This is a genomic window from Citrobacter sp. Igbk 14, assembly GCF_028069825.1.
In the GTDB taxonomy this organism is placed as follows: domain Bacteria; phylum Pseudomonadota; class Gammaproteobacteria; order Enterobacterales; family Enterobacteriaceae; genus Citrobacter.
This window is the reverse complement of record NZ_JANEWM010000008.1, coordinates 19,230-32,524: the sequence shown is the minus strand read 5'-3', so window position 1 is coordinate 32,524 and position 13,295 is coordinate 19,230. Positions and strand designations below refer to the sequence as shown.

The window sequence follows — 13,295 nt, the reverse complement described above, 5'->3', positions numbered from 1 at the left end:
TATAAAGAATCTACCGCGCCGACGAAACCGTTTGCGTCGAAATAAAATCACGACCTTGTCTTATCATCAAATGCGGTCTGTTTTCTGAATAAGTTGCCAACTGACGCAAGTTTAAGCAAAATGCCGCTCATTAATGACTAATTCACTTCTTAATCAATACAACAGCACGCAGAGACAACGTACGGTTCAGAGAATTAACTAATTGAAAAAATTAAAGATTAATTATCTGTTCATCGGTATTTTGACGCTGTTGTTGGCAGCGGCCCTCTGGCCATCCATCCCCTGGTTCGGTAAAGCCGACAATCGTATCGCCGCCATTCAGTCGCGGGGAGAGCTGCGCGTCAGTACCATCGACTCGCCGCTCACTTACGCCACGCTTAATGGGAAAAAGTTTGGACTGGATTACGAACTGACCAAAGCCTTCGCCAACTACCTGGGTGTGAAGCTGAAAATCACCGTACGCCAGAACATCAGCCAGCTTTTTGACGACCTGGATAACGGGAATGCCGATCTGTTAGCCGCGGGTCTGGTGTATAACAGCGAGCGCGTTAAAAATTATCAGCCGGGTCCGACCTACTATTCCGTATCGCAACAACTGGTGTATCGGGTTGGGCAATATCGCCCTCGCAGCCTTGCCAGTGTGACCGAAAATCAGCTGACCATCGCCCCGGGACACGTGGTGATAAACGACCTCCAGCAGTTAAAAGAAAAAAAATATCCGGACCTGAGCTGGAAAGTTGATGAGAAAAAGGGCACCACTGAACTGCTTGATGATGTCATCGCCGGTAAGCTGGACTATACCATCGCGGATTCCGTCGCCATCAGCCTGTACCAGCGTGTACACCCTGAGCTGGCCGTCGCGCTGGATGTCTCCGACGAACAGCCGGTGACCTGGTTCAGCCGTCTGGACGATGACAATACGCTGTCCGCTGCCCTGCTGGATTTCTTCAATACCATGAATGAAGACGGCTCGCTTGCGCGGCTGGAAGAAAAGTACCTTGGGCATGGCGATGATTTTGACTATGTTGATACCCGCACCTTCCTGCGTGCGGTTGATAGCGTGTTACCGGATCTGAAGCCACTTTTTGAGAAATATGCGCAGGAAATAGACTGGCGACTGCTCGCGGCAATCTCTTACCAGGAATCACACTGGGACGCGCAGGCAACCTCCCCGACCGGTGTACGCGGTCTGATGATGCTGACCAAAAATACTGCCCAGAGCCTTGGGCTCACTGATCGTACCGATGCCGAACAGAGCATCAGCGGCGGCGCGCGATATTTGCAGGACATGATGAGCAAAGTGCCGGATACCGTCCCCGAAGGAGAACGTATCTGGTTTGCACTCGCCGCTTACAATATGGGCTACGCACATATGCTGGATGCGCGGGCGCTGACGGTAAAAACCAAAGGCAACCCGAACAGTTGGTCCGATGTAAAACAACGTCTGCCGCTGCTCAGTCAAAAGCCGTATTACAACAAGCTGACCTATGGCTATGCACGCGGTCACGAAGCCTACGCCTATGTGGAAAATATCCGTAAGTACCAGATAAGTCTGGTGGGATACCTGCAAGAGAAAGAAAAGCAGGCGATTGAAACACAGCGACTGGCACAGGATTACCCGGCGGTATCACCCACAGAACTGTTAGGCGAGGAGAAGTTTCCGCTGGCGGCATTCCTGTCTCAGACCTCATCAAGCTATCTGTCGCACTCCCCTTCTCTGCTATTTTCGACGCAGAAAAAAGAGCAGAAGTAGTCTTTGAAGGGAATTAGCGCAACACCCTCAGGCAATCAGATCGGTATTCACACGTTGGAGGATTTTTTCAGGGCTTTAATTTCCTGACGACGCATACGGAAAAAATCGCTGAGCAACGTGGCGCATTCATCGCGTAACACGCCTTCAGTCACGTCAACCCGATGGTTCATGCCTGGATGATGCAGTACGTCCATTAACGAACCCGCCGCCCCCGTTTTCGCATCGCGCGCACCAAAAACTACCCGGCCAATACGGCTGTGCACCATCGCACCAGCACACATGACGCACGGTTCCAGTGTGACATACAACGTTGCATCCAGCAGACGGTAGTTTTGTAGCACCAGACCGCCCTGACGCAACGCCATGATTTCAGCGTGGGCAGTAGGATCATGATGGCCAATCGGCCGATTCCAGCCTTCGCCAATAACGCGGTTGTTGAGTACCAATACTGCACCCACCGGGACTTCACGCTCATCCCAGGCGCGCTTAGCTAACGTTAAAGCGTGGCGCATCCAGTATTCGTGGCTAAATTCAACATCAGACAAAGGGGTAACTCCAGTAATAAAAAGCGGACGCATTATACCCGTCATACTCCAAATTGCATGCGCGTTCGCTATTCGAGTTGTTGCAGTTCCCCGCGCGGCGTGACGCGCCAGCGATGCTGGCAAAAAGAGAGTAGTGGATTGTCCTGCTTACTGTCGCTGTAACCGCTGTATAGATGCAACGGCGCGCCAATCTGCTGTTCCAGTTGCGCCACTTTTTCATGTCCCAGGCAGCGTAACGGCAATACCCAGCCACCGTATCCACGCGCCATTTGACTGGCGATCAGATTAACACGCGGCAGCCACGGCGTATCGAAGTAAACCTGCTCTACCAGCGACTGCGGGGAACCGGTGATAAGCCAAATATCAGCATCGGAGCTTAACAAGTACGTCGTCAGACGCTGCTGCACGACAGGAAATGCCGTCACATGACCGCGAAACCAGCGCACAAAATCGGCCTGATGTGCCTTCAGGCGCGTTTCACTGCGACCAAAAGTACAGCCCCACAAGAGCAGGCTCATGGGCCAGCGAGCAGCGCGCCCTTTAATTAACATTGCCAGCGCAATAATCGGCAACAGAGGCAGCACCAGCAACGCATTTAGCGGTTGGCGACGCAACAGAAAACGTAAGAAACTGCCGAACATATCCTGCTGGTGTAACGTGCCATCCAAATCAAAAAAAACAACGCGACGCTGGTGACTGGTCAAACCTTATTCCTCTGGATCGTTGAACCCCAATAGCCAGGTAAACAGGAACCCGGAAATTACCGCTACCAGATAGCCTAACAGATAGAACATCACTTTTCCGGCAACAATCGTCAGTGCCAGCGGCAATCCCGAGATGCCAAAGGTGATGACCGTCGCCACTTTCCAGTAGCTGATCAGCGCCCCACCAACTGCACCACCGAGACAGGCACCGATGAACGGCTTGCCTAATGGCAATGTCACACCAAAAATCAGCGGTTCGCCAATACCCAGCAATCCGACCGGCAGCGCGCTTTTAATCACTTTTTTCAGCCGTGCGTTACGGGTTTTCATCAGTACCGCAATAGCTGCACCGATTTGCCCCACTCCGGCCATCGCCAGAATAGGAAAGAGTGCGTTATACCCGTGCGCCTGTACCAGCTCTACATGGATAGGGACCAATCCCTGATGGAGTCCGGTGAGAACCAGTGGCAGAAAGGTGCCTGCCAGCACCGCACCCACCAGGAAGCCACCGCGATCGATAGCCCAGGAAGCGCCATGGGCAATGGATTCGGCTATCCAGCCACCAAGCGGTTGCAGCGCCACAATGGCGATGGTCCCGGTAATAAGAGTGGTCAGTAGTGGATTAAGGATCAGTTCAAGAGACTCCGGCAGCACTTCGCGGAATTTACGCTCAATCCAGCACATTAGCGCTACCACCAGCAGCACCGCGATCACCCCACCGCGTCCCGGCTGCAAGGCCTCGCCAAACAAGGTAATTTGCGCCAGTTGCGGGCTGGAGAGAATGCCGGCCATCACGCCCCCCATCGCCAGCGAACCACCAAATACTTTGGCAGTATTCACCCCGACAAGGATGTTCATAATGGCAAACACGGCGCTACCGAAAATGCCTAACAGTCCCAACATATTCGGATAGTGGGTAGCCAAGTCCCCCACGATGTCCGGACGTTTGAGGATGTTAATGATACCGGTAATCAAACCGGAGGCGATAAACGCCGGAATAAGCGGGATAAAAACGTTAGCCAGTTTACGCAGCGCGTCACTCATCGGCGCTTTGTACTTCGCTTTGGCCTCTGATTTTGTCCGCTCAATATCCCCCACATTGGAACGTTCGCCGCCATCGGCAATCAGGGAACGCATGGCATCGACCACTTTCGCGGCTTTGCCCGGACCAACAATAATCTGGTGCTGCGCCCCCTGCTTCACGTAGCCGCTAACGCCCGGCAGTTGCTTGAGTCGGGAAATATCGAGCTGAGCGTCATCCTGTACTTCCACTCTGACGCGCGTCATACAGTTTTCCAGGCGCAGAATATTTTTCTCTCCGCCCACACCCAGCAGAATATCGCTGGCAAGCACCGCCGTTTTATCCATATCAGCCTCTTAGTGTTCTAACGCCGCGCGTAAAAAACCCTGATGTGCAGCCAGTTTTTCCCGGGCTGAAGTAGCATCGAGACCAGTTAGAGCCATCAAAATGGCGGGCTTAACATCAAAATCGGTCTGTTTCAGCAGAGCTTGCGCCTGGTCATACGCAATACCGGTGGCTTCCACGACCATGCGACACGCCCGGTCTACCAGCTTAACGTTGGTCGCTTTCATATCCACCATCAGGTTCTGATATACCTTGCCAAATTTCACCATTGCACCGGTAGAAATCATATTGAGCACCAGTTTTTGCGCAGTACCGGACTTCAGTCGCGTTGAGCCTGTCAGGGCCTCCGGGCCAACAACCGGTGATATGGCGATGTCCGCTTCACGCGCAATGGGGGAATCCGGATTACAGGAAATCGCCACCGTGGTGCAGCCTACGGAACGAGCATATTGCAAGCCGCCAATCACATAGGGTGTACGCCCGGATGCCGCCAGACCAACCACTAAATCCTGTACCGTAAGGTTGAGCGAACGAAGATCATCTTCACCCAGCTGCGGGTTATCTTCTGCACCTTCAACGGCCTTCAGCAATGCCCCCGGACCGCCGGCAATCAGGCCAACAACCCGTCCATGTGGTACACCAAAAGTCGGTGGGCACTCAGACGCATCCAGTACACCAAGACGCCCGCTGGTGCCCGCCCCCATGTAGATAATCCGTCCACCCGCTTTTAACGCGTCAGCCGCCGCATCGACCGCAAGCGCAACTTCAACCAGAGTTGCTTTTACAGCAGCGGCTACCAGCGTATCCTGTTGATTAAAACGATGAACCAACTCAAGCGTGGATAACGCATCAAGATCCATAGTCTGAGGATTGCGGCTTTCTGACACTAACGCACCGAGATTCATTTTTTGTTCCTTAGGAATTTTTAATTCATATTAATCCGTTATAATGGAATATAATATTCACCCAGGCGAGTGAAATTTTGTTTTGTAATCGCCATCACGTTTTCGCCAGGAGACAGCATGAACTGTTTGATTCGCATTCGTCAGCGTTACCCGGACCTCGCGCAAAGTGATAAAAAACTTGCGGATTACCTCCTCGCACAGCCGGATACTGCGCGTCATCTCAGTTCACAGCAACTCGCTTTTGAAGCGGGCGTCAGCCAGTCCAGCGTCGTGAAGTTCGCACAAAAAATGGGGTTTAAAGGGTTTCCCGCACTGAAACTGGCGATCAGCGAAGCACTGGCCAGTAATCCCAATCCCCATTCTATCCCAGTGCATAATCAGATCCGCGGCGACGACCCAATGCGTCTGGTTGGTGAAAAACTGATTCAGGAGAACGTTGCGGCCATGCACGCCACACTGGATATCAACAGCGAAGAAAAGCTGATGGAAAGCGTTGCCTTGTTACGCTCAGCCCGACGCATTGTCCTGACCGGAATTGGTGCCTCTGGGCTGGTGGCACAGAATTTTGCCTGGAAACTGCTGAAAATTGGTTTTAACGCGGTAGTGGAACGCGATATGCACGCACTGCTGGCAACGGTACAGGCGCTTTCGCCGGGCGATCTCCTGTTGGCGATTTCCTATACCGGGGAACGTCGTGAACTCAACCTGGCTGCGGATGAAACATTGCGCACCGGTGCCAAAATTCTTGCCATCACCGGATTTACACCCAATGCCCTGCAACAGCGAGCAAGCCATTGCCTGTATACGATTGCCGAAGAACAAGCGACGCGCAGCGCAGCAATTTCATCGACGCACGCACAGATGATGCTTACAGATTTATTGTTTATGGCGCTGGTTCAGCAAGATTTAGAACATGCTCCGGAACGAATTCGCCACAGTGAAGCGCTGGTAAAAAAACTGGTCTGAACAAAGAATGCGCGTATAATGCCCGCCCGATTTGTGATGTTTTGAGAGTTTCCTGATGGCCCTGTTAATCACTAAAAAGTGTATCAATTGCGATATGTGCGAACCCGAATGCCCGAATGAGGCGATTTCGATGGGTGAGAGCATCTACGAGATTAACAGCGACAAATGTACAGAATGCGTAGGCCATTACGACACACCAACCTGTCAGAAAGTGTGTCCGATCCCCAACACAATTTTGAAAGACCCGGCACATAGCGAAACCGAAGAACAGCTGTGGGATAAGTTTGTATTGATGCATCACGCGGATAAACTATAGCCGCGTCGCCATCCGGCGATGAAGCCTGATGGCGCTAACGCTTATCAGGCCTACCCAGCACCTGTAAAAAACGCATAACCCGTAGGCCGGATAAGACGCCTCGCCATCCGGCAACGTCCTGAAACTAGCTTTCGATAATCACCGTGGCACAAGCGTAGTGCCGTTCATCGGCCAGCGTTACATGCATATGCGCGACACCCAGTTTTTCCGCCAGTTTTAACGCCTCCCCCCATAACCGCAGACGCGGTTTACCGAGTTCATCGTTGAAGACTTCAAACTGATTAAACGCCAGCCCATTGCGAATGCCGGTACCGAAGGCTTTTGCTGCCGCCTCTTTTACCGCAAAGCGCTTTGCCAGAAAACGCACCGGTTGCTGATGCGTTTCCCAGATGGCCCATTCGTTGTCACTCAGGACCCGTCTGGCCAGGCGTTCGCCGGAGCGGGAGATCACCGCCTCGATCCGCGCAATCTCCACGATATCTGTGCCTAAACCCAGAATCGCCATTAGCCACGCGCTTCCAGCATCAGACGTTTCATTTCCACTACCGCGTCCTTCAGCCCGCTCATCACCGCACGTCCGATAATGGCATGCCCAATGTTTAGTTCGTGCATTTCCGGGATCCGCGCAATGGCTTTAACGTTATGGTACGTCAAACCGTGACCGGCATTCACCTTCAGGCCCAGACTGGCAGCAAAAGTCGCCGCTTTAGCAATACGCGCCAGTTCACTCGCCTGTTCAGCATCGGTTTTCGCATCAGCATAGCAACCGGTATGAATCTCAATGAACGGAGCGCCCACGTCGGCAGCCGCTTTAATTTGTTCTTCATCCGCATCGATAAACAACGAGACCAGAATTCCGGCATCAGCCAGTCGCTTGCAGGCATCGCGCATTTTGTCGCGCTGCCCCGCAACGTCAAGCCCCCCTTCCGTCGTGACTTCCTGACGTTTTTCCGGCACCAGGCAGCAAAAATGCGGCTTCGTCTCTACGGCGATAGCCAGCATTTCTTCGGTTACCGCCATTTCCAGATTCATGCGCGTATCCAGCGTCTGGCGCAGAATACGTACGTCGCGGTCGGTGATATGGCGACGGTCTTCACGCAGGTGTACGGTGATGCCATCCGCGCCAGCCTGTTCAACGATAAACGCTGCCTGAACCGGGTCCGGGTATGCGGTACCACGAGCATTACGTAAAGTGGCAATGTGGTCAATGTTGACGCCTAACAGTAATTCAGCCATGACAATCCTCGTTATTTTATTTTCGCTTCGGCAGAAACTGCCGGAATAATTCGCGGCTCTTTAAGGGCTTACCACCAAGATACGGCTTTAAGGCCATACGGGTAAAGCGTTTCGCAGCACGCAGCGTGTCAGCATCAGGAAATTCACGCGATTCAAGTGCTTTCAGATGGCGTCCGGTAAAGGTGCTGTTATCGATAACAACACTGGCGATAAATCCTTTTTCTTCCCGATAGCGGTAGGTCATGGTGTCATCTACCGGCTCGCCGCTGCCCGCACAGTGGGTGAAATCCACGCCGTAACCCAGGTGGCCCAGTAAGGCCAGTTCAAAGCGACGCAGTGCCGGCTCTGGCGAACCTGTCGCGCCAGCCAGTGCCTGAATGCAGTTCAGGTAGTCGAAAAAGAGTTCAGAAAAACGGGTTTCATACTCAAGCACACGCGAGATGAGTTCATTGATGTACAGGCCGCTGTACAACGTGATACCGCTAAGGGGGAGTGCCAGAGATACGGCTTCCGCACTGCGCAAGGTTTTCACCTCACCGCGGCCGCCAAAGCGAAGTAACAGCGGGGTAAAAGGCTGGAGTGCGCCTTTCAGGTTGGAACGTTTAGAACGTGCGCCTTTGGCGACAAGGCGCACGCGGCCAGACTCTTCCGTGAAGACATCCAGCACGAGACTGGTTTCGCTCCACGGGCGGCTATGCAGGACAAAAGCGCGTTGCCATCCTTCCATCATACCCGCCGTCTTTCAAGCTGCAGGTGCGTTGGCTGCGCCCGTTCACCCCAGTCACTTACGAGAGTAAGCTCCCGGGGATTCGCGGACTTGCCGCCTTCCTGCACCTCGAAAGCCATAGAGTATTAAAACTACTGGTCGTCGCCGTAACCGAGACTGCGCAGCGCGCGTTCGTCATCGGCCCAGCCGGATTTCACTTTCACCCACAGTTCGAGGTGAACAGGCGCTTCGAACATTTCCTGCATGTCTTTACGCGCTTCGATGCCGATGGTTTTGATTTTGGCGCCTTTATTACCAATTACCATCTTCTTCTGCCCTTCACGCTCAACGAGGATCAAACCGTTGATGTCGTAACCGCCGCGCTCATTAGAAATAAAACGCTCAATTTCGACGGTGACAGAATAAGGCAGCTCAGCACCCAGGAAACGCATCAGTTTTTCGCGGATGATCTCAGAGGCCATAAAACGCTGAGAGCGATCGGTGATGTAATCTTCCGGGAAGTGATGAATCGCTTCCGGCAGATGTTTACGCACGATGCCCGCGATAGTATCGACATTCAGTCCAGTTTCGGCAGACATCGGGACGATATCGAGGAAATTCATCTGGCTTGCCAGGAACTGCAGGTGTGGCAACAGATCGGCCTTCTCCTGGACGTTATCTACTTTATTCACAGCCAGAATAACCGGAACCTTACCGTCACGCAGTTTGTTGAGTACCATCTCGTCGTCCGGCGTCCAGCGTGTGCCTTCCACGACAAAAATGACCAGCTCAACGTCACCGATAGAACTGCTTGCCGCTTTGTTCATCAGACGGTTGATGGCACGTTTCTCTTCCATATGCAGACCCGGGGTATCAACATAAATTGCCTGATACGCGCCTTCGGTATGGATGCCAACAATACGGTGACGAGTTGTCTGTGCCTTACGTGAGGTAATAGAAATCTTCTGCCCAAGCAGATTATTCAACAGGGTGGATTTGCCAACGTTCGGGCGACCGACGATGGCAATAAATCCGCAGTAAGTTTTCTCTTCGCTCATTCCAGCTCCAGTTTTTTCAACGCCTGTTCGGCGGCAGCCTGCTCAGCCTTACGACGGCTCGAACCTGTGCCAACCACCGGTTCACTCAGGCCGCTGACCTGGCAGTGGATTGTAAATTCTTGATCGTGCGCTTCGCCACGGACCTGCACCACCAGATAAGACGGCAGCGGCAGGTGGCGACCCTGCAAATATTCCTGCAAGCGCGTTTTCGGATCTTTTTGTTTGTCGCCCGGACTAATTTCGTCCAGACGCGTTTGATACCAGTTCAGGATCAGCTGTTCAACCGTCTGAATATCGCTGTCGAGGAAGACCCCACCGATCAACGCTTCGACGGTATCCGCCAAAATTGATTCGCGACGAAAACCGCCGCTTTTCAATTCACCCGGCCCCAGGCGTAAACATTCACCGAGGTCAAATTCACGGGCTAATTCAGCCAGCGTATTTCCACGCACCAGCGTGGCGCGCATGCGGCTCATGTCACCTTCATCCACACGCGGGAAACGGTGATACAGCGCATTCGCAATAACAAAGCTCAAAATAGAGTCGCCTAAAAATTCTAAACGCTCGTTATGTTTGCTGCTGGCACTACGGTGAGTTAATGCCTGCTGCAACAGCTCCTGATGATTAAAAGTGTAGCCCAGCTTCCGTTGAAGCCGATTAATTACGATGGGATTCATGCGATACCAATAAATGAATGCGTCAACAATTCAGCACACGAAACAGACCTGATATACACCCGTCATTAGAGAGACCAATGCTGTTTCGTGTGCCGTGGCAACCTGACGGTGCCAACCTAAAACTTCGGGGGAATATTCTATACACAACGACAAGGGATGTCGTTAGTCTGAGGGAATTAATCCAAGAAATAATTCACGCTGTCGTTATTAAGACGACAGCGTGAACAATTATCAGCAATTAGTGGATACCACCAATGCGGCTCAAACGAACGCCGGTTGGCCACTCACCTTCTTGTTTGTCGAAACTCATCCAGATTGCGGTCGCTTTACCTACCAGATTCGCTTCCGGTACAAATCCCCAATAACGGCTGTCCGCGCTGTTGTCACGGTTATCACCCATCATGAAGTAATGCCCCGGTGGAACGATCCAGGTGGCTAACTGCTGACCCGGCTGACGGTAATACATCCCCACCTGATCCTGCGCGATTGGCACCATCAGAATGCGGTGTGTTACCTCACCCAGCGTTTCTTTACGCTCGGTCAGGCGAATGCCGTTGTCTTTCGTTTCGTTCAGCGGAACCTCAAAGAAACCGCTGGTCGCTTCCCCGCCGTTACGACGAGCAAACGTCTGCACAAAATCGCTTGGCTGAACATCGGAATAGGTTACCGGCAGCGCGTTCTCACAAGCCTGACCAGAACTGCATCCTGGCTGAATAGTGACCTCTTTCGCCACCGGATCGTACGTCACTTTGTCTCCCGGTAAACCGACAGCACGTTTGATGTAGTCCAGACGTGGATCTTCCGGGTATTTAAATACCACGATGTCACCGCGTTTCGGGTGGCCTGTTTCGATTAGCGTTTTCTGATAAATAGGATCTTTAATTCCGTAGGCAAATTTCTCTACCAGAATAAAATCACCAATCAACAGTGTTGGCATCATCGAACCCGACGGGATCTGGAATGGTTCATAAATAAATGAGCGCACCACCAGCACAATAGCCAGTACCGGGAAAACGGATGCACCGGTTTCCAGCCAGCCCGGCTTAGGGGCCACTTTTTTCAGCGTCGCTTTATCCAGTGAATCGCCTGCAGCGGCCTGTGCCGCAGCCTGGCGCTCCCGGCGTTTTGGCGCGAAGACAAACTTATCTACGCACCATAAAATGCCCGTCACCAGTGTGGCAATCACCAGAATCAGGGCAAACATGTTCGCCATGCCAACTCCTTAAGATTATTTGCTGTCTTTACCGACATGCAGAATAGCGAGGAAGGCTTCCTGCGGCAGTTCGACGTTACCGATCTGCTTCATTCGCTTTTTACCCTCTTTCTGTTTTTGCAGCAGCTTTTTCTTACGGCTGATATCACCACCGTAGCACTTAGCCAGAACGTTTTTACGCAGCTGTTTAACCGTTGAACGCGCAATGATGTGCGTACCAATGGCCGCCTGAATTGCGATATCAAACTGCTGACGTGGGATCAGATCTTTCATCTTCTCGACCAGTTCACGGCCGCGGCTCTGGGAGTTATCGCGGTGAGTAATCAGCGCCAGTGCATCGACGCGTTCGTTGTTGATGAGAACATCAACACGTACCATGTCGGAGGCCTGGAAACGTTTGAAGTTATAATCCAGCGACGCGTAGCCACGAGAGGTCGACTTCAGACGATCGAAGAAGTCGAGGACCACTTCTGCCATTGGAATTTCATAGGTCAGCGCAACCTGGTTACCGTGGTAAACCATGTTGGTCTGTACACCACGCTTCTCGATACACAGCGTAATAACGTTGCCGAGGTATGCCTGCGGCAGCAGCATATGACATTCAGCAATCGGCTCGCGCAGTTCGTAGATGTTGTTCAGTGGTGGCAGCTTGGACGGGCTATCGACGTAGATAGTCTCTTTCGCGGTGGTTTCCACTTCGTAAACTACGGTCGGCGCGGTGGTGATCAGATCAAGATCGTATTCACGTTCCAAACGCTCCTGAATGATCTCCATGTGCAGCAGCCCCAGGAAGCCACAGCGGAAGCCGAAGCCCAGCGCGGTAGAACTTTCCGGTTCGTAGAACAGGGAAGCATCGTTCAGGCTCAGCTTACCAAGCGCATCACGGAAGTTTTCGTAGTCGTCGGAGCTGACCGGGAACAGACCCGCGTATACCTGCGGCTTCACTTTTTTAAAGCCAGGCAGGGGTTTATCCGCCGGGTTACGCGCCAGTGTCAGGGTATCGCCTACCGGTGCACCGAGGATGTCTTTAATGGCGCAAACTAACCAACCTACCTCGCCACACTTCAGTTCGGTACGGTCAACCTGTTTCGGCGTAAAGATACCCAGGCGGTCGGCGTTGTAGACCTGACCGGTACTCATCACTTTGATTTTGTCGCCTTTACGCATGGTACCGTTTTTAATACGGACCAGCGAGACCACACCGAGATAGTTATCGAACCAGGAGTCGATGATCAACGCCTGTAACGGGCCTTCCGGGTCACCTTCCGGCGGCGGAATATCACGTACCAGACGTTCAAGAACGTCGGTCACGCCAACACCGGTTTTCGCCGAGCAACGGACAGCGTCAGCCGCATCGATGCCGACGATATCTTCAATCTCTTCCGCCACACGCTCTGGATCGGCGGCTGGCAGGTCAATTTTGTTCAGTACCGGCACCACTTCCAGATCCATTTCCATGGCGGTATAGCAGTTAGCCAGTGTTTGCGCTTCAACACCCTGCCCGGCATCAACGACCAGCAGTGCGCCTTCACAGGCAGCAAGCGAGCGAGAAACTTCATAAGAGAAGTCAACGTGGCCCGGGGTGTCGATAAAGTTAAGCTGGTAGGTTTCACCATCAGATGCTTTGAAATCGAGCGTCACGCTCTGCGCTTTGATAGTAATACCGCGCTCACGCTCAAGATCCATCGAGTCGAGAACCTGCGCTTCCATTTCACGGTCAGACAGGCCACCGCAGATCTGGATAATACGGTCAGACAGCGTCGATTTACCGTGGTCGATGTGAGCTATGATTGAAAAGTTACGTATGTTCTTCATATAGTGTAATTATTGTGCCTTACGCCTGCCTGGGC

The 13,295-nt window shown here is 52.7% G+C and carries 14 protein-coding genes; 3 read left to right on the top strand and 11 right to left on the bottom strand.

What is annotated here, in order from left to right; genetic code table 11:
• Positions 1 to 202 precede the first annotated feature (202 nt).
• Entirely contained in the window at positions 203 to 1,753 is a 1,551-nt protein-coding gene (gene mltF, locus NNN64_RS04935) for a membrane-bound lytic murein transglycosylase MltF (RefSeq protein ID WP_271440670.1), read from the top strand.
• 47 nt (positions 1,754 to 1,800) lie between these two features.
• Here mltF and tadA read toward each other — a convergent pair whose 3' ends face one another.
• The 4 genes from tadA to murQ are packed head-to-tail and all read right to left on the bottom strand — an operon-like array spanning position 1,801 to position 5,273.
• Positions 1,801 to 2,331 carry a tRNA adenosine(34) deaminase TadA gene (gene tadA, locus NNN64_RS04930; RefSeq protein WP_271440669.1) on the bottom strand — a complete coding sequence of 177 codons (531 nt, stop codon included), beginning with the start codon at positions 2,329 to 2,331 and terminating at the stop codon, positions 1,801 to 1,803.
• A gap of 35 nt (positions 2,332 to 2,366) precedes the next feature.
• Complete coding sequence (gene yfhb, locus NNN64_RS04925) at positions 2,367 to 3,002, bottom strand: phosphatidylglycerophosphatase C (protein WP_271440668.1); 636 nt, start codon at positions 3,000 to 3,002, stop codon at positions 2,367 to 2,369.
• Between the two features lie 3 nt (positions 3,003 to 3,005).
• Positions 3,006 to 4,370 carry a PTS transporter subunit EIIC gene (locus tag NNN64_RS04920; RefSeq protein ID WP_271440667.1) on the bottom strand — a complete coding sequence of 455 codons (1,365 nt, stop codon included), beginning with the start codon at positions 4,368 to 4,370 and terminating at the stop codon, positions 3,006 to 3,008.
• A 9-nt stretch (positions 4,371 to 4,379) separates the two neighbouring features.
• Complete coding sequence (gene murQ / locus NNN64_RS04915) at positions 4,380 to 5,273, bottom strand: N-acetylmuramic acid 6-phosphate etherase (RefSeq protein ID WP_271440666.1); 894 nt, start codon at positions 5,271 to 5,273, stop codon at positions 4,380 to 4,382.
• A 117-nt stretch (positions 5,274 to 5,390) separates the two neighbouring features.
• Between murQ and NNN64_RS04910 the strand changes: the two genes are divergently transcribed.
• Positions 5,391 to 6,239, top strand: a complete 849-nt coding sequence (locus tag NNN64_RS04910) for a MurR/RpiR family transcriptional regulator (protein ID WP_048210891.1) — start codon at positions 5,391 to 5,393, stop codon at positions 6,237 to 6,239.
• A 55-nt stretch (positions 6,240 to 6,294) separates the two neighbouring features.
• Positions 6,295 to 6,555: a YfhL family 4Fe-4S dicluster ferredoxin gene (locus NNN64_RS04905; RefSeq protein WP_137383471.1), complete on the top strand. Its 261-nt coding sequence runs from the start codon at positions 6,295 to 6,297 to the stop codon at positions 6,553 to 6,555.
• A 124-nt stretch (positions 6,556 to 6,679) separates the two neighbouring features.
• Here NNN64_RS04905 and acpS read toward each other — a convergent pair whose 3' ends face one another.
• The 7 genes from acpS to lepA form a co-directional block, all read right to left on the bottom strand.
• On the bottom strand, positions 6,680 to 7,060 hold the full coding sequence (gene acpS, locus NNN64_RS04900) for a holo-ACP synthase (RefSeq protein WP_005130319.1): 381 nt from the start codon (positions 7,058 to 7,060) through the stop codon (positions 6,680 to 6,682).
• Positions 7,060 to 7,791 (bottom strand): pyridoxine 5'-phosphate synthase, encoded by a 732-nt coding sequence (gene pdxJ / locus NNN64_RS04895; protein ID WP_137383470.1) that lies wholly within the window; start codon positions 7,789 to 7,791, stop codon positions 7,060 to 7,062. The genes acpS and pdxJ overlap by 1 nt, the downstream gene beginning before the upstream one ends.
• 16 nt (positions 7,792 to 7,807) lie before the next feature.
• Entirely contained in the window at positions 7,808 to 8,518 is a 711-nt protein-coding gene (recO, locus tag NNN64_RS04890; protein ID WP_137383480.1) for a DNA repair protein RecO, read from the bottom strand.
• Between the two features lie 131 nt (positions 8,519 to 8,649).
• Positions 8,650 to 9,555 (bottom strand): GTPase Era, encoded by a 906-nt coding sequence (era, locus tag NNN64_RS04885; protein ID WP_271440665.1) that lies wholly within the window; start codon positions 9,553 to 9,555, stop codon positions 8,650 to 8,652.
• Complete coding sequence (rnc, locus tag NNN64_RS04880) at positions 9,552 to 10,232, bottom strand: ribonuclease III (protein WP_003037579.1); 681 nt, start codon at positions 10,230 to 10,232, stop codon at positions 9,552 to 9,554. Before rnc ends, era begins: the two co-directional genes overlap by 4 nt.
• Positions 10,233 to 10,470: 238 nt before the next feature.
• Complete coding sequence (gene lepB, locus NNN64_RS04875) at positions 10,471 to 11,445, bottom strand: signal peptidase I (protein WP_048210888.1); 975 nt, start codon at positions 11,443 to 11,445, stop codon at positions 10,471 to 10,473.
• 15 nt (positions 11,446 to 11,460) lie between these two features.
• The gene (lepA, locus tag NNN64_RS04870; RefSeq protein WP_005130327.1) at positions 11,461 to 13,260 is read right to left on the bottom strand and encodes a translation elongation factor 4; all 1,800 of its coding nucleotides are present in this window, start codon (positions 13,258 to 13,260) and stop codon (positions 11,461 to 11,463) included.
• Positions 13,261 to 13,295: the final 35 nt, after the last annotated feature.